The organism is Pseudomonas sp. GYB4201 (genome assembly GCF_056312595.1).
Genome location: NZ_JBWGIG010000028.1, coordinates 41458 through 60047, shown reverse-complemented (window position 1 = coordinate 60047; position 18590 = coordinate 41458). Strand labels below are relative to the sequence as shown.

Genomic DNA, 18590 nt, shown 5'->3' with positions numbered 1-18590 from the left:
TTGCCTGATCCCACGCCACCACAGGAGCCACTCATTGACCATCAAAGGCGTTATTTTCGACAGCGACGGCACTCTGGTCGACAGTGAACGCATGGCGGCCGGGCTGTTGCGCCAGCTGCTGGCCGAACGCGACATTCACCTGCCCCACGAGGAAGTGCTGCGGCGCTTTCGCGGTGTGCAGTTCGCCATCTTCGTTGGCGAGCTGTGCGAAGAACACGCGCACCTGGACGCCGAGCCCTTCATGCGCGACTTCCGCAGCCGCAGCCTGGAGCTGTTCGCTGCCGGCCTGGAAGCCATGCCCGGCGCCCTGGATTTTGTCCGTGAACTGAAACTGCCCAAGTGCGTGGCCTCCAACGGCCCGCGCACCAAGATCGAGACCTGCCTGAAGACCGCGGGCCTGTGGGACGCCTTCGACGGCAACATCGTCAGCGCCTATGAGGTCAACGCCTGGAAGCCGTCGCCGGAGCTGATCGTGGCCGCCGCCCAGCTGTTGAAGCTGGCGCCCGATGAGTGCCTGCTGGTGGATGACAGCATTCCCGGCGTGCAGGCAGGCCTGGCCGCCGGCGCCCGAGTCGCCGGCTATGGCGATACCGATTTCGCCCAGTTCGACGGCCAGCCCGGCTTCCATCACGTGCCGGACTACCAGGCGCTGAAGGCCTTGCTCGCCAGCCTCTAGCTGGTCGTGCGGTGGCGGCGTTCATAGTGCGCCAGCAGCGGCTGGGTGCTGACGCCATGGAGCAGGATGCTCAGCGCCACCACCGACAGCGTCAGGCTGATGGCGCTGTGCTGGATGGACGCCGGCAGGCCGTGGGCGATGGCGAAGCACAGGTAATACAGCGAGCCGATGCCGCGGATGCCGAACCAGCCCAGCAGCGCCCGCTGGTGGCCGTCCAGATACCGGCCGCGCACCAGCAGCCACACGCTCAGCGGGCGGATCACGCAGAACAGCGCCAGCCCCAGGCCGATGGCGCGCCAGTCCCAGTACAGCGACAGGGCCGCGCCCAGCAGGGTGATCAGCAGCACCTCCATGGAACGCTCCACCAGGTCGCCGAAGGTGAGGATGTCGGCCATCATCGTGCCGGCGGCCAACTGGCTGTCGTCCTGCTCCTCCTGGGGCGTGGGGCGGGTGTGCGGGTCCAGCGGCCGGGCCAGGTGCTCGGCGGGAATGTCGGTGTGCGACGCGCGCGCTTCGGCCTGGCGCAGGCCGACGCCGGCGGCGAACACCGCGAGGAAGCCGAACGCGTTCACGCCATAGGCCACCACGTAGCTGATGGCGATCAGCGCCAGGGCAACGAAGTCGTTGGGTGATTCGGCGCTGTCGGCGTGGCGCACTCGCAGGGCAATCATCATCTGCCCCAGCAGGCGGCCCAGGCCGTAGCCGATGGCCAGCCCCGCCGGCACGCCCCACACCAGGTTCTTCAGGGCCCAGGCGCCGATGTCGGGCAGGCCCAGTTCCACGTGGTCGATCAGCATCAAGGCAAAGATCACGAACGGAAAGGCCACGCCGTCGTTGAGGCCCGCTTCGCCGGACAGCCCGTAGCGCACCTTGTCGAAGTCGTGGGCGCTGCTGACCTGGACCATGGCGGCCAGCACCGGGTCGGTGGGCGCGAGCATCGCCCCCAGCAACGCCGACAGGCCCCAGGACAGGTGCAGGCCGTAATGGGCCAGCAGCGCCACGCCGGCGATCGACAGCAGCATCACCGGCCCGGCCAGCAGGTAGGCGGCGCGCCAGGCGGTGCGGCGCAGGCCCAGGCGCAGCTTGATGCCGGTGCCGAACAGCGAGAACAGCACGGCCATCTCGGTGAGGCGTTGCAGCCAGCTGGCGGCGCGGGCGAAGTCCATGTTCACCAGGCCCAGCCCCACCGGCCCCAGCGCCATGCCGAAGGCCAGGCACACCGCCGAGGTGGTCATCGGCAGCCAGCGCAGGTAGGACGAGGTCAGTGCCAGCAACAGCAGCAGGGCGCCGAGCACCGACATCCACAGAATGAAACTCATTGATTCCTCAACGTCTTGGTGCGTGGCAGGTACTAACTGTGACTTTGCCGCGACCGGTTAGTTGAATTGGCGTTACTATCGAGCGGTCAATTCATTCCCCCAGGAGACCGTGATGATCAAAGTCAGCGTGATGTACCCCTACCAGCCGGACGCGCGGTTCGACTTCGACTACTACCGCGACAAGCACATGCCGCTGCTCAAGGAACTGATGGGCGCGGCCTGCCTGAAGTATTCGGTGGAGAAGGGCCTTGCCGGCGGCCTGCCGGGTTCCACGCCGCCGTACCTGGGCCTGTGCCATTTCTACTGCGAGTCGCTGGAGACCTTCCAGCAGGCCTTCGTGCCCCACGCCGCCGTGCTCAATGGCGACATCCCCAACTACACCGACCTGGTGCCGGTGGTGCAGATCAGCGAAGTGCTGGTGGAGGTCTGAGGGGAACAATCCCGGGCTTCAGGGTTTCCAACGCACATGCACAGCCACCGGGAGCCTCCCCCCATGACCCCAGCAGAACAGCTGTTTTTTCGCGATGACGGGCGCGTGCCCAACAACCCGTTGCCGGCCCTGGTGTACCGCCAGGTGGCCGGCGACGCGGCGGCGTTCGAGCAGCTGTTCGCGCGGCACCAGTGGGTGCCGCTGTGGCGTGACGGGATTTTCGACTACCACCATTACCACTCCAACGCCCACGAAGTGCTAGGCGTGGCCGGCGGCAGTGCGCGGGTGATGCTGGGCGGCGAGCAGGGGCAGATCATCAGCCTGGTGCAGGGTGACGTGCTGGTGCTGCCGGCGGGCACCGGCCATTGCGCGCTGTCCCACAGCGACGATTTCCTGGTGGTGGGCGCCTACCCCCAAGGCCAGGAAGACTACGACATCCAGCGCCCCAAGGCCGCCACCCACCACGCCTCGCGCACGCGCATCGCCAAGCTGGCGCTGCCGGCGCAGGACCCGGTGGTGGGTGGGGCGATCTGGGCTTGAACCCACACCATGGCGTTTCCGGAAGCGGCCCAGGGCATCCGTAGCAGCGGCCGAAGGCCGCGTCCCAGGCACCGCGTAAGGGCAGGCACACCGCGGCGTTTCCGGACGCGGCCTGTGGCCGCTGCTACAGGGGCTTCAAATGCCGCGTCCCAGGCGCCGCGTCAGGCTGCCGGGTCGTCCTTGAGGGTGGTCTTGGATTCCGTCACCTCGATGGTCTCGTTGGTGCCCATCGACCGGTACTGCTTGCGAATGGTGGTCAGCTCCTTGGCGTCCAGGTCGTCCAGGTCCAGCGCTGCGTTTTGTGCGTCCTTGGTGGCGCGCAGCAGTTCGTCGATCTTGATGTGCAGGATGTCGTTGTCGCGGTTCTGGGTGTTCTGGATCACGAACACCATCAGGAAGGTGATGATGGTGGTCGAGGTGTTGATGATCAGCTGCCAGGTGTCGTTGTAATGAAAGAACGGCCCGGTCACGGCCCAGACCACAATCAGCAACACCGCGATGATAAACGTCCGCGGGCTGCCGCAGGCCTTGGACAAGGCGTTGGAAAACAATGCGAATTTCATGGCAGTGGGGTCCTGAAGGGGGTTAAGGGATAGACCCCGGCGCTGCGTCGAAATTCTTTGTTACAGATGCGATTTCATCTAGCCCAGCTGGATCGCCAGGGCGAACGCCCCCAGGCCTATCCAGAACACCGCAAACAGCCACGGCGCGCGCATCGAGAACATCAGCGACTTGCGGTAACCCTTGTGGCTGGACTCCATTTCGCTGAACAGCGGCTCGTCGTCATAGGCCAGGCCCATGGCCGGGGTGTCGCGCAGCAGGCCGCTTTGCTTGAAGTGCCAGTGGTCGATGATGTCGTAGGCCGCGCGAATGCCCGGCCAGGCGTTGAGCGAGCACAACACCCCCAGCAGCGCCAGCACCGGCGGCACCACCAGGGTGAACAGCTTGCCCCATTCAGGGTTGAGGTTGGCCATGGACGAGGCGTAGGCGATCACCAGGAACGCCTGCGCCGAGAGGTAGGCGTTGGTGCGGTTGGAGAGGATCGCCGTTTCGTACTGGATCTCGCGGCGGTAGAAGTCCAGGCGGTCTTTGGGGCTGCCGAACATTTGTGCTTCGCGGGCTTCGTCGGTGTCGTGCGGCAAGCGTGACGTGATGATTCGGCTCAAGCGTTCGGCCCCCTGGCTCAGTCGTTCGGTTCGGCGGTGTTGATGTACGGCGGCACCTTGGCCAACGGCAGCTGCCGGGCCTGCCCGGGTTGGATGCCGCGGCGCGGCGCCAGTGGCTCCAGGCGTTGCGGCGTACCGCTGGCCAGGGCTTTTTCGATGGCCGCCAGCACGCGCACGTCGCGCCAGGCTTCGTCGCCGTCGGGCTCGGGTTGCTCACCCTTGAGAATGCAGTCGGAGAAGTACTGGGTCTCGCCGCCGAACTGGTCCACCACCGGGTGCTCATGTTCGTGAGGTTCGCCGTCCTTGATCAGGCGGTAGCCGATGGCCACGCCTTCGCCGAAGCCGAAGCACGGCGAGGCCTCGATCTCGCCTTCGCTGCCCAGCAACTGGAAGCGCTGGCTGCCGGGCAGGCTGTAGCTGACGATGAACTGCGCCAGGCGCTCCTGGCTGAAGCGCAGGGTGACGGTGACGGTGTCATGGCTGTCGAAATGCCGGCCGGGGGTGTGGATGCCCACTGCGGAGACTTCCAGCGGTTCCTCGCCAAACAGGTTGCGCACCGCGTTGAGCGGGTAGGGGCCCATGTCGGCCACGGGGCCGGCCCAGTAGCCGCTGTGGGCGCGGTGGTTGGATTCCTTGGTGTGCTGGGTGAAGGTCGAGGTGAACAGCCGCGGCTCGCCGATGGCGCCGGCGCGCACCTTGCCGATCATCTCCACCGTGGCCGGCTCGCAGTGCAGCCGGTAGGCGACCATCAGCAGCGCGTTGCTGCGCTCGGCCGCGGCGTTGATCGCCAGGCAGTCGGCCTCGCTGGTGGCCATGGGTTTTTCCAGCAGCACGTGGATGCCGGCTTCCAGGGCCGGCACGGCGAATTCGCGGTGGCGGAAGTTGGGCGTGGCGATGTACACCGCGTCGATTTCGCCGCTTTCCAGCAGCGTGGCGAACTCGTCGTAGTGGTAGCTCTTGAGCTGGTACTCGGCCGCCAGGTCGCGGGCCTTGATGGGGTCGCCGGTGACCAGCGCGGTCATCACCGAGTTGTCGGTCTGGCCGACGCCGGGCATGAACGCCCCCTGGGAAATCCAGCCGCCGGCGACGACTGCGTAGCGAACCTTGCCGTGTGCATCAGGCATGTCATGACTCCTGCAAGACCGGCCGGTGAAATACCGGCGCCATGCAGGAATGGGCAAGCCTGGGCCCTACAAGTTCCGCCCGATTGCGTTACAGCCGGTCAAGCGGGATCTTGATGTAGCGCACGCCGTTGTCCTCGGCGGGCGGCAATTGCCCGGCGCGGATGTTCACCTGCACCGCCGGCATCAGCAGCACCGGCATGGGCAGTGTGGCGTCGCGGGCGGTGCGCATGGCCACGAACTGCGCCTGGTCGATGCCGTCGCGCACGTGAATGTTGCCCTGGCGCTGGGCGGCGACGGTGGTCTGCGATTGCGCCTCGCGGCCCTCGGGCGGGTAGTCGTGGCACAGGTGCAGGCGGGTGTCGGCGGGGAAGGCCAGCAGCGTCTGGATGGACTGGTACAGCTCTTCGGCGTCACCACCGGGGAAATCGCAACGGGCGGTGCCGACGTCGGGCATGAACAGGGTGTCGCCGACGAACAGGTCGTGCTCACCGATCAGGAACGCCATGTCCGCCGGGGTGTGGCCGGGCACGTGCAGGGCGCGCACTGGCAGGTTGCCGATGCTGAAGGCCTGGTCGGGCGTGAGCAACTGGTCGAACTGCGAGCCGTCGAGGCGGAAGCCGGGTTCCAGGTTGAACACTGTCTTGAACACCTTCTGCACCTGGCGAATGCCCTCGCCGATGGCGATGCGCCCGCCCAGTTGCGCGCGCAGGTAGGGCGCGGCAGACAGGTGGTCGGCGTGGGCGTGGGTCTCCAGCAGCCACTGCACCTGCAGGGCCTGGGCGCGGACGAAGGCGATGATGGCGTCGGCCTGTTCGGTGCCGGTGCGGCCGGCCTTGTGGTCGTAGTCCAGCACCGAGTCGATGACCGCGCAGGCGCTGCCCGGCGCTTCATACACCACATAGCTGAAGGTCGACGAGCCGCTGTCGAAGAAGGGCTGGATACGTGGGGTCATGAATTGCTCCACACTCTATTGTTCAATAATCTATATTTAAACATAATGTAATCACAGAAAGTGATCGAGAGCGACCCCGCCATGGAAACCTGCCTGACCACCGACGACGTCGTGCGCCTGCGCGCCAGTGCCTCCAAGGCCTGTGCGCTGTTGAAAGCGCTGGCCAACGAAGACCGCTTGCTGATTCTGTGCCAACTCACCCAGGGCGAGCGCAACGTCGGCGAGCTGGAAGCCGGCACCGGCGTGCGCCAGCCGACGTTGTCCCAGCAGCTGGGCGTGTTGCGCGACGAAGGCCTGGTGGCCACCCGCCGCGAGGGCAAGTACATCTACTACGGGCTTGCCAGCCATGAAGTCATCCAGGTCATGAAGACCCTGTCGGGCCTGTATTGCGGCACGGTGCTGGCCAGCCTCGGTTCGTCCCTTCTTCCTCAATAAGTGTGGACCCCATGCACGATAATGCGCAGCAACAGGGTGCGACCGCCAGCAACGCGGACATCCTGATCATCGGCGGCGGTGCTGCCGGCATCGGCCTTGCCGCCAGCCTGCTCAAGCGCCAGCCGGGCCTGGCCATTACCCTCATCGAACCCAGCGACACCCACTACTACCAGCCGGCGTGGACCCTGGTGGGCGGCGGCGCCTACGACGTCGGCAACACCGCCCGGCCCATGGCCCAGGTGATGCCCAAGGGCGTGCAGTGGCTGCAGGCGGCGGTGCAGGGCATCGATGCCGATGGCCAGCGGGTGACCCTGGCCGACGGCCGTCACGTGGGCTACCGGCAGCTGGTCGTGTGCCCCGGCCTGCGCCTGGCCTGGGAGCAGATCGAGGGCCTGGAGCAGACGTTGGGCCAGCACGGGGTGACGTCCAACTACCGTTACGACCTGGCGCCCTACACCTGGCAACTGGTGCAGCAGTTGCGCCAGGGCAAGGCGTTGTTCACCCAGCCTGGCATGCCGATCAAGTGCGCCGGGGCGCCGCAGAAGGCCCTGTACCTGTCGTGCGACCATTGGCGGCGCAGCGGCGTGCTCAAGCACATCGACGTGGAGTTCAACCTCGCCGGCCCGGCACTGTTCGGCGTCGCCACGTATGTGCCGGCGCTGATGAAGTACATCGAGAAGTACCGGGCGCAGCTGGCGTTCGGTTCGCAATTGGTCAAGGTCGATGGCCCGTCCCGCACGGCCTGGTTCGAAAGCCAGGACGCCAACGGCACCCTGGTTCGCCAGGCCAAGCCTTTTGACCTGCTGCACGTGGTGCCGCCGCAGGTGGCGCCCGATTGCGTGCGTGAAAGCCGCCTGGCCAACGCGGGCGGCTGGTGCGAGGTAGACCCCGGCACCCTGCAGCACGTGCGTTACGCCAACGTGTTCGGCCTGGGCGACGTGTGTTCCACCAGCAACGCCAAGACCGCCGCCGCGGCGCGCAAGCAGATCGTGGTGGTGGCCGAGAACCTGTTGGCCCTGCGTGCCGGCCGCGCCTTGCCGCTGCGCTATGACGGCTACGGCTCCTGCCCGTTGACGGTGGAGAAGGGCCGGGTGGTGCTGGCCGAGTTCGGCTACGGCGGCAAGCTGCTGCCCAGCTTCCCCTGGGACTCCACCGTGGCGCGGCGCTCGGCCTGGTGGTTGAAGGCCAGCTTCCTGCCGTGGTTCTACTGGAACGGCATGCTCAAGGGCCGCGAATGGCTGACCCGCTGCAGCGCTGCTGAATAGGAGGGCGGGGCATGCTCGCACTGGTATTGGGTGGCTTGATCGGCATCGTGCTGGGCCTCACTGGCGCCGGCGGTGGCATTCTCGCGGTGCCGGCGTTGGTGCTTGGCTTGGGCTGGCCCATGACCCAGGCAGCGCCGGTGGCGCTGCTGGCCGTGGGCGCTGCAGCAGCGGTGGGCGCCATCGACGGCCTGCGCAAGGGCATCGTGCGCTGGCGTGCGGCGTTGTTGATGGCGGCGCTGGGCACGCTGTTTACGCCGTTGGGGCTGCTGGTCGCGCACCGCTTGCCGGATCACCTGCTGGTGGGCCTGTTCTGCGGCGTGCTGCTGATCGTCGCCTGGCGCATGTTCAGCCAGGCGCGCGAGGCCAAGTGCGCGGGGTCGGGCATCGACCACGGCTGGGAGCAGAAAAACTGCATGCTCAACGACCAGACCGGGCGCCTGAAATGGACCCTGCGCTGCAGCATCACCCTGTCGCTGGTGGGCTCCTGCTGCGGCTTCCTCACCGGGCTGCTCGGCGTGGGCGGCGGCTTCCTGCTGGTGCCGGCGTTCCGGCAGCTGACCGACATCCGCGTGCACGGCATCATCGCCACCTCGCTGATGGTGATTGCCCTGGTGTCGGGCATGGCGGTGGTCGGTGCGCTGCACGCCGGGGTGCGCATCCCGCTGCAGGGCGGGGTGTTCATTGCTGCCAGCGTGGCGGGCATGGTGGCAGGGCGGCTGCTGTCGCCGCGCATCCCCGCGCGGGTGTTGCAGGTAGGGTTCGCGGGCTTGTGCGTGGCCGTCGCCATCTACCTGGGCTCAACCTTGTAGCCGCTGCCGCCAGGCTGCGCTGGCCGGGGTGAACCCTGGAGATCTCCAGTGGGGCACAGGGCCAGCGCAGCCTTCGGCAGCGGCTACGGTGTGACAGGACGCGGCCTGGTGGCCGCTGCTACGGTGCAATGGGGTATTCTGTTGGCAAATTGCAACCAAATGTTGCAGTTGTATCTGCCAACAATAAGGAGTACCCGGTGGACCCGAACAACCTCGCCTGGCTTGCCCACGACACCCGCCTCATCGTCTGCTGCGCGGTGGCCATCGCCACCATCATCGTGTTGATCAGCGCCACCAAGTTACCGCCTTTCCTGTCCATTCTGGTCGGCACCTTCATTGCCGGCGTCGGTGCCGGGCTGGGGCCGGAGGAGGTGGCGAAGGCGTTCAGCAAGGGCGCTGGCGGCATTCTGGGCGAGGCGGGCATCATCATTGCGCTGGGCTCGATGCTTGGCGCGTTGATGGCCGAGTCCGGCGCCGCCGACCGCATCGCCAGCACCCTGCTGGGGCTGGGCAAGGGCCGCAGCCTGCCGTGGGTGATGGCCCTGGTGGCGCTGGTGATCGGCCTGCCGCTGTTCTTCGAAGTGGGCCTGGTGATGATGGTGCCGATCATCTTCGTCATGGCTCGCCAGTCCAACCAGCCGCTGCTGAAAATCGCCATCCCGGCGCTGGCCGGCATGACCACCCTGCATGCGCTGATGCCCCCGCACCCGGGGCCGCTGATCGCGGTCAGCGCGTTGCACGCTGACCTGGGCCTGACCATGCTGCTGGGCTTCAGCATCGCCTTGCCGGCGGTGATCCTCGCCGGCCCGCTGTACGGCAACTGGCTGTCGCGGCGCATGGACGTGCAGGAGCCGGCCGAGCTGGGCGCGCTGTTCAGCGCCAAGCCCCAGGCCCAGCGCCAGCCCGGCTTCGGCATTTCGCTGTTGATCATCCTGCTGCCGGTGTTGCTGATGCTCGGCAGCACCCTGGCCAAGGTGGCCCTGGCCCCCGAGACCACCCTGGCGCTGACCCTGAAGTTCCTTGGCGAGCCGCTGATCGCCCTGGGCATCGCCGTGCTGGCCGCCGTGGTGTGCCTGGGCTGGGCCAACGGCCTGCCGCGCGAGCAGGTCGGCAACACCCTGCGCAAGGCGCTGGCGCCGATCGCCGTGCTGCTGTTGACCATCGGTGCCGGCGGCGGCCTCAAGCAGACTCTGCTGGACGCCGGCGTCAGCCAGACCATCAGCAAGGCCGCCGAGGGCGCGCACCTGCCTTACCTGCTGCTGGCGTGGCTGATCGCCGTGGCCCTGCGCCAGGCCACCGGCTCCGCCACCGTCGCCACCACCACCACCGCGGGTATCCTGGCGCCGATGATGGCCGGGCTGGCCGCGACCCAGAGTTCGCTGGTGGCCCTGGCCATCGGGGCTGGCTCGGTGTTCTTCTGCCATGTGAACGATGCGGGCTTCTGGATGGTGCGCGAGTACTTCGGGCTGCAGCTGAAGCAGACCATCTGGGTGTGGTCGGTGTTGCAGACCATTGTCTCGGTGGTGGGGTTGGTGGGGACGTTGCTGTTGTGGCATTTCCTGGCTTGAGAATGTAGGACGCAGCCTGCGGCAGCTGCTACGTGGCTGTCTGCGGGACTGTAACGTTTCAGTTTTTATCCCATATATGGGGATGATAATTCATATATTGAATCTGGCTCTGTGCTGGTTTATGGTCTCGCTCATTGCACCTCCATAACGACAACAATAGAGAGACCCGTTATGACCCAGCCCACGCTGAACGACGGCTTGCACGCCAGCACCCTGGCCAAGCTCAATCTCAAGCTGATCCCCTTCCTGATGCTGCTGTACATGGTGGCGTACATCGACAAGTCGAACATCTCGGTGGCGGCGCTGCAGATGAACGCCGACCTGGGCCTGTCGGCGGCGATGTATGGGCTGGGCGTGGGGCTGTTCTTTCTCACCTACATCCTGCTGGAAGTGCCCAGCAGCCTGATCCTCACCAAGGTCGGCGCGCGGCGCTGGATCGCCCGCATCATGATCACCTGGGGCATCGTCGCCGCCGGCATGAGCCTGGTGCAGACCGCCAATCAGCTGTACGTGATGCGCCTGTTGCTGGGCGCCGCCGAGGCTGGCTTCACGCCGGGCATCATCTATTACCTGTCGCAGTGGTACCCGCGCAGCGACCGCGCCAAGGCCATGTCGTTCTTCTACATTGGCGCGGCGTTGGCCTCGGTGATCGGCCTGCCGCTGTCCGGCGCGTTCCTGCACCTGGACGGCATGGCCTCGGTGAGCGGCTGGCGCTGGCTGTTCCTGCTCGAAGGTATTCCCGCCGCGGTGCTGGGCGTGGTGGTGCTGCGCTACCTGCCGGACTCGCCGCAGACCACCCACTGGCTGGACGCACGGCAGAAGACCTGGCTGGCCAGCACCATCGCCGCCGAGCAGAGCACCACGCTGATCTCCCATAACGACGCCTGGCACAAGGCGTTCCGCAGCCCGGTGGTGTGGCTGCTGAGCCTGTTCTGGCTGCTGCAGGCGTTCGGCACCATCGGCATCACCCTGTTCCTGCCGCTGATCGTGCAGTCGGTGTCGGGGCAGGGCTCGTTCGTGGTCAGCCTGATGTCGGCGCTGCCGTTCCTGCTGGCCTGCGTGTTCATGTACGCCAACGGCCGGCATTCCGACCGGCACGGCGAGCGCGCCCTGCACCTGGGCGGCCCGCTGCTGGCGGCTGGCATTGTGCTGGGCGTGGCGGTGTTCTGCGGCAACCATGGCCTGGCCTACTGCCTGCTGGTGGTGGCCGTGGCGCTGAACTGGGCGGCTACGCCGGTGTTCTGGGCCACCACCACCGAATACCTGTCGGGCCCGGCCGCGGCCGTGTCCATCGCCCTGATCAACTCCATCGCCAACCTGGCCGGCCTGGGCCTGCCGCCGGTGATGGGCTGGATCAAGGACGTCACCCACACCTATGACTACGCCCTGTTGCTGGTCGCCTGCGCCTTGCTGGCCGGCGGCGTGCTGGGGCTTTACCTGGGCGCCGAGCGCGCCCGTGGCCAGGCTCACCTGCAAGGAACCGTCAATGAACGCAAACGTGCTTAAGATCGCCCGCCTGCCGGAAAAGCTCACCGAACGCCTGCTGGCCGATTTCGCCGTGCTAGAGGGCGACGAGCAGGGCAGCCAGTTGGGGCAGGGCGCCGCGCACATTCGCGCGCTGGTGGCCAACGGCGAGTCGCGGGTCAGCCGCGCGCTCATTGAGCGCCTGCCGGCGCTGGAGGTCATCGTGGTGTTTGGCGTGGGCTACGACGGCGTCGACGTGGCGGCGGCACGCGAGCGCGGTATCGCCGTGACCCACACGCCCGACGTGCTCACCGACGACGTCGCCGACTTCGCCATGGCGCTGCTGCTGGGCATCGCCCGTGGCACCGGCCCGGCCGACCGTTTCGTGCGCCAGGGCCGCTGGGCCGACGGCCCCATCGCCTGGACCCGCAAGGTCAGCGGCGCGCGCCTGGGCATCATCGGCCTGGGCCGCATTGGCCAGGCCATTGCCCGTCGTGCCGAGGGCTTTGGCATGCACATCGCCTACTGCGGGCGTAATCGCCAGCCGGTGGATTACCGCTTCTATCCCGATGCGCAGAGCCTGGCCGCGGCGGTGGACTTCCTGGTGGTGGCGGTGGGCGGTGGCGCCCAGACCTTCCACCTGGTCGACGCCCAGGTGTTGCAGGCGCTGGGGCCCGAGGGTTACCTGATCAACGTCGGCCGCGGCAGCGTGGTGGACGAGGCGGCGCTGTTCCAGGCCCTGGCTACCCAACAACTGGCGGGCGCGGCGCTGGACGTGTTCGAGGATGAACCGCGCCCGCACCCAGGGTTGCTGGGCCTGGACAACGTGCTGCTGACCCCGCACATGGCCAGCGCCACCTGGGCCACGCGCCAGGCCATGGCCGACCTCACCCTGGCCAACCTGGCGGCGCATTTCGCCGGCCGGCCGCTACCCACGCCAATCCCGGCCTGACGCCTGCGGGCGGCAACTTGGTACACTGCGTGCTTTTGCCGGAGCCCATGCCATGACCGCCCACCACCGCCTGCCCGTGCCGCTGGACAAGGCCTACCGCCTGCTCAACCACGGCCCCACCGTACTGGTCAGCGCCGCCCACCAGGGCCAGCGCAACATCATGGCCGCCGCCTGGGCCATGCCCCTGGACTTCGAGCCGCCAAAAGTGGCGGTGGTGCTGGACAAGTCCACCTGGACCCGGCAATTGCTGGAGGCCAGCGGCACCTTCGTGCTGCAGGTGCCCTGCGTGGCCCAGGCCGACATCGTCCAGACCGTAGGCAACACCGCCGGGCAGACCCTGGACAAGTTTGCCACCTACGGCCTGCAGACCTTCGCCGGCGAACAGCTGGACGCGCCGTTGCTGGAAGGCTGCGTGGCCTGGCTGGAGTGCCGCCTGCTGCCCGAACCGCACAACCAGGGCGCCTACGACCTGTTCCTGGGCGAAGTCATCAGCGCCCAGGCGGACGCGCGGGTGTTCAGCGAAGGGCATTGGCATTTCGAAGGGCATGATCAATTGCGCACGCTGCACCACGTGGCGGGCGGTCATTTCATGGCCATCGGCGCCCCAGTAAAAGGCAACATGCTCTAAACCGTAGCAGCGGCCACAGGCCGCGTCCGAAAACACCGCGTATTCCCGGGACGTGGCCTGGGGCCGCTGCTACGGGGTCAGGCGGCGTTTTCCTGTTTCAGGGTGGCCATGTCGATCACGAAGCGGTATTTCACGTCGCCCTTGAGCATGCGCTCGTAGGCCTGGTTGATGTCCTTCATGGCGATCATCTCGATGTCCGAGACGATGTTGTGCTTGGCGCAGAAGTCGAGCATCTCCTGGGTTTCCTGGATGCCACCAATCAACGAACCGGCCAGGCTGCGGCGCTTGAAGATCAGGTTGAACACGGTAGGCGAGGGGTGCGGCGAGTCCGGCGCGCCCACCAGGGTCATGGTGCCGTCGCGCTTGAGCAACGCCAGGAACGGGTCGAGGTTGTGCGGCGCGGCCACGGTGTTGAGGATGAAGTCCAGCTGGTTGGCCTGGGTGGCCATCTCGGCTTCGTTCTTCGACACGATGACCTCGTCGGCGCCCAGGCGCAGGCCGTCCTCGCGCTTGCTGGGCGAGGTGGTGAACAGCACCACGTGGGCACCCATGGCGTGGGCGATTTTCACCGCCATGTGGCCCAGGCCGCCCAGGCCCACCACGCCCACCTTCTTGCCCGGGCCGACCTTCCAGTGGCTCAGCGGCGAGTAGGTGGTGATGCCCGCGCACAGCAGCGGCGCCACGGCCGCCAGGTTGTCCTTGTGGGGGATGCGCAAGACGAATTTCTCCTTCACCACGATGGTGTCGGAGTAGCCGCCGAAGGTGTTCTCGCCGCCGAACACCGGGCCGTTGTAGGTGCCGGTGAAGCCGTTCTCGCAGTACTGCTCCTCGCCTTCGGCGCAGGACCCGCAGTGCTGGCAGCTGTCGACCATGCAGCCGACGCCGGCCAGGTCGCCGACCTTGAAGTGCTTCACGTTGGCGCCCACCGCCGTGACCTTGCCGACGATCTCGTGGCCCGGCACCGACGGGTACAGGGTGTTGTGCCACTCGTTGCGCACCGTGTGCAGGTCGGAGTGGCACACGCCACAGTAGAGAATGTCGATCTGCACATCGTCGGCGCCGGGGGAGCGGCGTTCGAACCGGTAGGGCTTGAGGGCGTCGCTGGCGCTCTGGGCGGCGTAGCTGTATGTCTTGATCATGACACTCACCTTGGTGGGGGAAAAAAGCTTGGAACAGCATAGTCCCGCTTAAGTGCCATGAAACGTTTCACCGATGAATGAAGATTGGCAGGTCGAGGCGATCTGCCGCGAACACCTCTTGAAATGACGAAACCAAAGCCCAAGGTAATGATCAGATTGAGTTGCTGGAAAGCGACCTGTTAGGCTGGGGGATCAGCGCGTCGTCGAGACATTCGGCCGCTGCATGAATCTTCCGCTCCAAGACCGAAGGAGAACTACCGCAATGGCTACCCCGACCAAGAAGCCCGCCGCCGCGAAGAAACCTGCAGTGGCGAAAAAGCCCGCCGCCAAGCCTGCCTCGGCAAAAGCGCCTGCCGCTGCCAAGGCTGCACTCGACAAGCCTGCCGCCCTGAAGACCCGCGCCCGCGCGCTGGCCACTCCCACCGACCTGGGCAGCGACGCCACCCGTGACCTCAGCGGCGCGCTGAACCGCCTGCTGGCCGACGTGTTCGCGCTGTACCTGAAGACCAAGAACTTCCACTGGCACGTCAGCGGCCCGCACTTCCGCGACTACCACCTGCTGCTGGACGACCATGCCACCGAGATTTTCGCCATGGTCGACGCCATCGCCGAGCGCACCCGTAAAATCGGTGGCAACTCGCTGCGCTCCATCGGCCACATCGCGCGCCTGAAATCGGTGCTCGACAACGACGCCGAATTCGTCCAGCCGCTGGACATGCTGGCCGAGCTGCAGGGTGACAACAAGGGCCTGGCCGCCTACATGCGCGAAGTCCACGAACTGTGCGACAAGTACAACGACATCGCCACCGCCAGCCTGATCGAGAATTGGATCGACGAAACCGAACAGCGCACCTGGTTCCTGTTCGAGACCAGCCGCAACGGCGACGTCACCGGCCACTGATGCCAGCCACGCCACGCAACCCGTAGCCGCTGCCGCCAGGCTGCGCTGGCCTTCCCATGCACCGAAGATCTCCAGGGTGCACGCGGGCCAGCGCAGCCTTCGGCAGCGGCTACGGGAGCGTCGCGCCGCCTATGTGCTTTCCCTCTCCCCAGCGTTAGACTCGTAGGGCGCAACCCCGCCCACGGAGTCCGAGCCCCGCGATGCAATTCCTTTCCAAAGACCACGGCTGCGAAGGCTGGCGTGGTGAAATGGCTGCGCGTATTCGCGGCTTCGACTGGTCGCTGACCGAACTCGGCCCATTCGACCTCTGGTCGCCCGCCCTGCGCATGGCCACGCAGTTTCTGCTGGCGTCGCCAGTGCCGCTGGTGATGCTCTGGGGCCGCCCCGGCTACATGATCTACAACGACGCCTATTCGCTGTTCGCCGGTGGCCGCCACCCGTACCTGCTGGGCTCGCCCGTGGAAATGGGCTGGCCGGAGGTCGCCGATTTCAACCGCAACGTGGTCGACACCTGTCTGGCCGGTGGCACCCTGAGCTACCACAGCAAGGAGCTGGTGCTGCTGCGCAACGGCGTGCCCGAAGATGTATGGATGGACCTCTACTACAGCCCGGTGCCGGGCGACGACGGCAGCCCCGCCGGGGTCATGGCCATCGTCGTGGAAACCACCGCCCACGTGCTCTCCGAGCGCGCCCGTGAAGCCGCCGAGCGCGCGCACCGGGCCACCAGCGAACGCCTGCAGATGGCCCTCAACACCGGCGCGGTGCTGGGTTCGTTCGTGTGGGACATCAAGGGCGGACAGCTCTCGGGTGACGAGCGTTTTGCGCGTACCTTCCTCTACCCACCGGGCACGCCGCTGGAGCACTTGCCCGCCGAGCAGGCGCTGGCGGCCATCCACGACGATGACCGCCAACGCGTGCAGGCGGCCATCGACGCCGCTATCCAGCAGCACTCGGGCTACAACGCCGAATACCGCTTGCGGCGTGCCGATGGCAGTTATCGCTGGGTGCAGGCCAGCGGCCGCTGTGACTACGACGCCCAGGGGGCGCCTTCGCGGTTCCCGGGGGTGCTGATCGACATTCACGAGCGCAAGATCGCCGAAGACTCCCTGCTGCAGCTTACGCGCAACCTCGAACAGCGGGTGGAGCAGGAGGTGCGCGCCCGCTCCGAGGCCGAGGAAAAGCTGCGCCAGTCCCAAAAGCTCGAAGCCTTGGGCGGCCTCACCGGTGGGGTGGCCCATGACTTCAACAACGTGCTGCAGGTGATCGCCGGCAACCTGCACCTGCTCGGCCGCCAGCAGCAGGACAACGCGCCGATCCAGCGCCGGGTGGCCGCCGCCCTGGCCGCAGTGGAGCGCGGTGCCAAGCTGTCGGCGCAGCTGCTGGCCTTCGCCCGTCGCCAGCCGCTGTCCCCAGGCGTCTATAACCTGCGCCGGCTGTACGACGGCCTGGGCGAATTGCTGCTGCGCGCCATGGGTGAAACCGTCCAGGTGCGCATGCACACGCCCGAGCAACCGTGGAGCATTCACGTCGACCGCAACCAGCTGGAAAACGCCGTGCTCAACCTGGCCCTCAACGCCCGCGACGCCATGGGCGGCGAGGGCGAGCTGGTGATCAGAGCCGACAACGTGGTGCTGGGCCATGAGTTCTGCACCGGCAAGGAGCTGAGCCCCGGCGACTACGTGCGGCTGTCGGTCAGTGATGACGGCGTGGGCATGGCGCCGGCCACCCTGGCCCAGGCCTTCGAGCCGTTCTTCACCACCAAGCCCGATGGCCACGGCACCGGGCTGGGCCTGAGCATGGTGTTCGGCTTTGTCCGCCAGAGCGCCGGGCACGTGGAAATCTGCAGCGTTGAAGGCCAGTGCACCACGGTGCAGATGTACTTCCCGCGCAGCCACGCGGCCGAGAGCGTCGAGGAAGTGCCGGGGGCGGCGGTCATGATCGATGGCGAGGAGACCATCCTCGTGGTCGAGGACGACGAGCAGGTGCGCGCCACCGCCGCCGAGCTACTGGAGCAGGCAGGCTACCGGGTGATCACCGCGGAAAACGGCGACGTGGCCATGCGCTTCCTGCTCGACGGCCTGCGGGTGGACCTGATCTTCACCGACGTGGTCATGCCCGGCCAGGTCAAGAGCGCCGACCTGGCCACCTGGGCCCAGGCACGCACGCCACCGTTGCCGGTGCTGTTCGCCTCGGGCCACACCCGCGACATCATCTCGCGCAATTATGAGCTGGCGCCGCACCAGCACCTGCTGCGCAAGCCTTATGGCCCCGACGCGCTGACCGCGATGGTGCGCCGCGTGCTGCAGGCCGAACAGGGCTGATCAGCGCGCCTCGCGCGCAAGGAGCTGGCGCTTGCGCTCCACACCCCAGCGGTAGCCCGACAGCGCGCCGTCGCTACGCACCACCCGGTGGCAGGGAATGGCCACGGCCAGGCGGTTGGCGCCGCAGGCCTGGGCCACCGCACGGGTGGCCGTGGGTGCGCCGATCTGCCGTGCCACCTCGGCGTAACTGGCGGTGCTGCCCACCGGTATCGCCCGCAGCGCTTGCCACACCCGCTCCTGGAACGCCGTGCCACGCACGTCCAGCGGCAGGTCCAGGCCAATGCCGGGCGCCTCGACGAAGCCCACCACCTGGGCCACCCATTGCTCGAACTCGGCATCGGCGCCAATCAACTCGGCGTTGCGAAAGCTGTCCTGCAGCTCTTGCAGCAGTTGCTCGGGGTCGTCGCCCAGCAGGATGGCGCAGACGCCGCGCTCGCTGGCTGCCACCAGAATATCGCCCAGCGAACAGCGGCCCAGGGCGAAGCGCAGGGTGGCGCGGGCGCCGCCGTTGCGGAACTGCACCGGTTTCATGCCCAGGCGCTGGTTGCTGGACTCGTAGAAGCGGCTGTTGGAATTGAAGCCGGCCTCGTACACCGCCTCGGTCACCGTGCCGCCGGGCTTGAGCTGCTCGCGCACGCGCTGGGCGCGGCGTGCGTCGGCGTAGGCCTTGGGCGTCAGGCCGGTGAAGCGCTTGAATAGCCGATGAAGGTGGTAGGGGCTCAGCCCCACCTCGGCCGCCAGCTGCGCCAGCGACGGCGGGCTGGCGGCGGCGTCCAGCACCGCGCAGGCACGGGTGACCAGGGCGGCGTGGGCATCGTGGGTGGTGGGTCTCATGGGCGTGGCCTGGCAGTTGAACGTGGCCCCAGCTTAGCCCTGCGGGGGCCGGCGAAACACTCCGAGT

19 protein-coding genes are annotated in these 18590 nt (G+C 67.1%); 12 read left to right on the top strand and 7 right to left on the bottom strand.

Going from position 1 to position 18590, the window contains the following annotated elements; translation table 11 throughout:
- Positions 1-34 precede the first annotated feature (34 nt).
- Entirely contained in the window at positions 35-676 is a 642-nt protein-coding gene (locus AC0Z2B_RS23230) for an HAD family hydrolase (protein ID WP_416423525.1), read from the top strand.
- Here AC0Z2B_RS23230 and AC0Z2B_RS23225 read toward each other — a convergent pair.
- On the bottom strand, positions 673-1995 hold the full coding sequence (locus AC0Z2B_RS23225; RefSeq protein WP_476299706.1) for a cation:proton antiporter: 1323 nt from the start codon (positions 1993-1995) through the stop codon (positions 673-675). The genes AC0Z2B_RS23230 and AC0Z2B_RS23225 overlap by 4 nt on opposite strands.
- A 112-nt stretch (positions 1996-2107) precedes the next feature.
- Between AC0Z2B_RS23225 and AC0Z2B_RS23220 the strand changes: the two genes are divergently transcribed.
- Both AC0Z2B_RS23220 and AC0Z2B_RS23215 read left to right on the top strand, forming a co-directional pair.
- Positions 2108-2425 carry an EthD family reductase gene (locus tag AC0Z2B_RS23220; RefSeq protein WP_416423527.1) on the top strand — a complete coding sequence of 106 codons (318 nt, stop codon included), beginning with the start codon at positions 2108-2110 and terminating at the stop codon, positions 2423-2425.
- 63 nt (positions 2426-2488) lie between these two features.
- Positions 2489-2965, top strand: a complete 477-nt coding sequence (locus AC0Z2B_RS23215) for a cupin domain-containing protein (RefSeq protein WP_476299703.1) — start codon at positions 2489-2491, stop codon at positions 2963-2965.
- A 161-nt stretch (positions 2966-3126) separates the two neighbouring features.
- Here AC0Z2B_RS23215 and AC0Z2B_RS23210 read toward each other — a convergent pair whose 3' ends face one another.
- From AC0Z2B_RS23210 to AC0Z2B_RS23195, 4 genes are all read right to left on the bottom strand, one after another.
- Entirely contained in the window at positions 3127-3528 is a 402-nt protein-coding gene (locus tag AC0Z2B_RS23210; RefSeq protein WP_476299701.1) for a low affinity iron permease family protein, read from the bottom strand.
- 78 nt (positions 3529-3606) lie between these two features.
- On the bottom strand, positions 3607-4131 hold the full coding sequence (locus tag AC0Z2B_RS23205) for a hypothetical protein (RefSeq protein WP_416423530.1): 525 nt from the start codon (positions 4129-4131) through the stop codon (positions 3607-3609).
- Between the two features lie 17 nt (positions 4132-4148).
- On the bottom strand, positions 4149-5255 hold the full coding sequence (locus AC0Z2B_RS23200; RefSeq protein ID WP_476299699.1) for a Gfo/Idh/MocA family protein: 1107 nt from the start codon (positions 5253-5255) through the stop codon (positions 4149-4151).
- Positions 5256-5343: 88 nt separating this feature from the next.
- The gene (locus AC0Z2B_RS23195) at positions 5344-6207 is read right to left on the bottom strand and encodes an MBL fold metallo-hydrolase (RefSeq protein WP_476299698.1); all 864 of its coding nucleotides are present in this window, start codon (positions 6205-6207) and stop codon (positions 5344-5346) included.
- 81 nt (positions 6208-6288) lie between these two features.
- Between AC0Z2B_RS23195 and AC0Z2B_RS23190 the strand changes: the two genes are divergently transcribed.
- The 7 genes from AC0Z2B_RS23190 (at position 6289) to AC0Z2B_RS23160 (ending at position 13328) form a co-directional block, all read left to right on the top strand.
- Entirely contained in the window at positions 6289-6642 is a 354-nt protein-coding gene (locus AC0Z2B_RS23190; RefSeq protein WP_473006105.1) for a metalloregulator ArsR/SmtB family transcription factor, read from the top strand.
- 11 nt (positions 6643-6653) lie between these two features.
- Positions 6654-7907: an NAD(P)/FAD-dependent oxidoreductase gene (locus AC0Z2B_RS23185; RefSeq protein WP_476299696.1), complete on the top strand. Its 1254-nt coding sequence runs from the start codon at positions 6654-6656 to the stop codon at positions 7905-7907.
- 11 nt (positions 7908-7918) lie between these two features.
- Complete coding sequence (locus tag AC0Z2B_RS23180) at positions 7919-8716, top strand: sulfite exporter TauE/SafE family protein (protein ID WP_416423535.1); 798 nt, start codon at positions 7919-7921, stop codon at positions 8714-8716.
- A 197-nt stretch (positions 8717-8913) separates the two neighbouring features.
- The gene (locus AC0Z2B_RS23175) at positions 8914-10284 is read left to right on the top strand and encodes a GntT/GntP/DsdX family permease (protein WP_473006108.1); all 1371 of its coding nucleotides are present in this window, start codon (positions 8914-8916) and stop codon (positions 10282-10284) included.
- Between the two features lie 171 nt (positions 10285-10455).
- On the top strand, positions 10456-11790 hold the full coding sequence (locus tag AC0Z2B_RS23170; RefSeq protein WP_476299693.1) for an MFS transporter: 1335 nt from the start codon (positions 10456-10458) through the stop codon (positions 11788-11790).
- Positions 11771-12700, top strand: coding sequence for a 2-hydroxyacid dehydrogenase (locus tag AC0Z2B_RS23165; protein WP_475506675.1), 930 nt, complete (start codon positions 11771-11773; stop codon positions 12698-12700). The genes AC0Z2B_RS23170 and AC0Z2B_RS23165 overlap by 20 nt, the downstream gene beginning before the upstream one ends.
- 52 nt (positions 12701-12752) lie before the next feature.
- Positions 12753-13328 (top strand): flavin reductase family protein, encoded by a 576-nt coding sequence (locus AC0Z2B_RS23160; RefSeq protein WP_476299691.1) that lies wholly within the window; start codon positions 12753-12755, stop codon positions 13326-13328.
- 77 nt (positions 13329-13405) lie between these two features.
- Here AC0Z2B_RS23160 and AC0Z2B_RS23155 read toward each other — a convergent pair whose 3' ends face one another.
- Positions 13406-14467: an NAD(P)-dependent alcohol dehydrogenase gene (locus tag AC0Z2B_RS23155; protein ID WP_476299689.1), complete on the bottom strand. Its 1062-nt coding sequence runs from the start codon at positions 14465-14467 to the stop codon at positions 13406-13408.
- Positions 14468-14729: 262 nt separating this feature from the next.
- On the opposite strand from AC0Z2B_RS23155, the gene AC0Z2B_RS23150 reads away from it, so the two are divergent.
- Both AC0Z2B_RS23150 and AC0Z2B_RS23145 read left to right on the top strand, forming a co-directional pair.
- Positions 14730-15368 (top strand): Dps family protein, encoded by a 639-nt coding sequence (locus AC0Z2B_RS23150; RefSeq protein WP_416423541.1) that lies wholly within the window; start codon positions 14730-14732, stop codon positions 15366-15368.
- A gap of 200 nt (positions 15369-15568) precedes the next feature.
- Positions 15569-17689 carry a hybrid sensor histidine kinase/response regulator gene (locus tag AC0Z2B_RS23145; protein WP_476299687.1) on the top strand — a complete coding sequence of 707 codons (2121 nt, stop codon included), beginning with the start codon at positions 15569-15571 and terminating at the stop codon, positions 17687-17689.
- Here AC0Z2B_RS23145 and ada read toward each other — a convergent pair whose 3' ends face one another.
- Entirely contained in the window at positions 17690-18523 is an 834-nt protein-coding gene (ada, locus tag AC0Z2B_RS23140) for a bifunctional DNA-binding transcriptional regulator/O6-methylguanine-DNA methyltransferase Ada (protein WP_476299685.1), read from the bottom strand.
- Positions 18524-18590 lie beyond the last annotated feature (67 nt).

Coding starts and splice junctions, on each gene's coding strand:
- AC0Z2B_RS23225 (WP_476299706.1), bottom strand. CDS start 1,995: ATGAGTTTCATTCTGTGGATGTCGGTGCTCGGCGCCCTGCTGCTGTTG.
- AC0Z2B_RS23220 (WP_416423527.1), top strand. CDS start 2,108: ATGATCAAAGTCAGCGTGATGTACCCCTACCAGCCGGACGCGCGGTTC.
- AC0Z2B_RS23215 (WP_476299703.1), top strand. CDS start 2,489: ATGACCCCAGCAGAACAGCTGTTTTTTCGCGATGACGGGCGCGTGCCC.
- AC0Z2B_RS23210 (WP_476299701.1), bottom strand. CDS start 3,528: ATGAAATTCGCATTGTTTTCCAACGCCTTGTCCAAGGCCTGCGGCAGC.
- AC0Z2B_RS23200 (WP_476299699.1), bottom strand. CDS start 5,255: ATGCCTGATGCACACGGCAAGGTTCGCTACGCAGTCGTCGCCGGCGGC.
- AC0Z2B_RS23195 (WP_476299698.1), bottom strand. CDS start 6,207: ATGACCCCACGTATCCAGCCCTTCTTCGACAGCGGCTCGTCGACCTTC.
- AC0Z2B_RS23190 (WP_473006105.1), top strand. CDS start 6,289: ATGGAAACCTGCCTGACCACCGACGACGTCGTGCGCCTGCGCGCCAGT.
- AC0Z2B_RS23185 (WP_476299696.1), top strand. CDS start 6,654: ATGCACGATAATGCGCAGCAACAGGGTGCGACCGCCAGCAACGCGGAC.
- AC0Z2B_RS23180 (WP_416423535.1), top strand. CDS start 7,919: ATGCTCGCACTGGTATTGGGTGGCTTGATCGGCATCGTGCTGGGCCTC.
- AC0Z2B_RS23170 (WP_476299693.1), top strand. CDS start 10,456: ATGACCCAGCCCACGCTGAACGACGGCTTGCACGCCAGCACCCTGGCC.
- AC0Z2B_RS23165 (WP_475506675.1), top strand. CDS start 11,771: ATGAACGCAAACGTGCTTAAGATCGCCCGCCTGCCGGAAAAGCTCACC.
- AC0Z2B_RS23160 (WP_476299691.1), top strand. CDS start 12,753: ATGACCGCCCACCACCGCCTGCCCGTGCCGCTGGACAAGGCCTACCGC.
- AC0Z2B_RS23155 (WP_476299689.1), bottom strand. CDS start 14,467: ATGATCAAGACATACAGCTACGCCGCCCAGAGCGCCAGCGACGCCCTC.
- AC0Z2B_RS23150 (WP_416423541.1), top strand. CDS start 14,730: ATGGCTACCCCGACCAAGAAGCCCGCCGCCGCGAAGAAACCTGCAGTG.
- AC0Z2B_RS23145 (WP_476299687.1), top strand. CDS start 15,569: ATGCAATTCCTTTCCAAAGACCACGGCTGCGAAGGCTGGCGTGGTGAA.
- ada (WP_476299685.1), bottom strand. CDS start 18,523: ATGAGACCCACCACCCACGATGCCCACGCCGCCCTGGTCACCCGTGCC.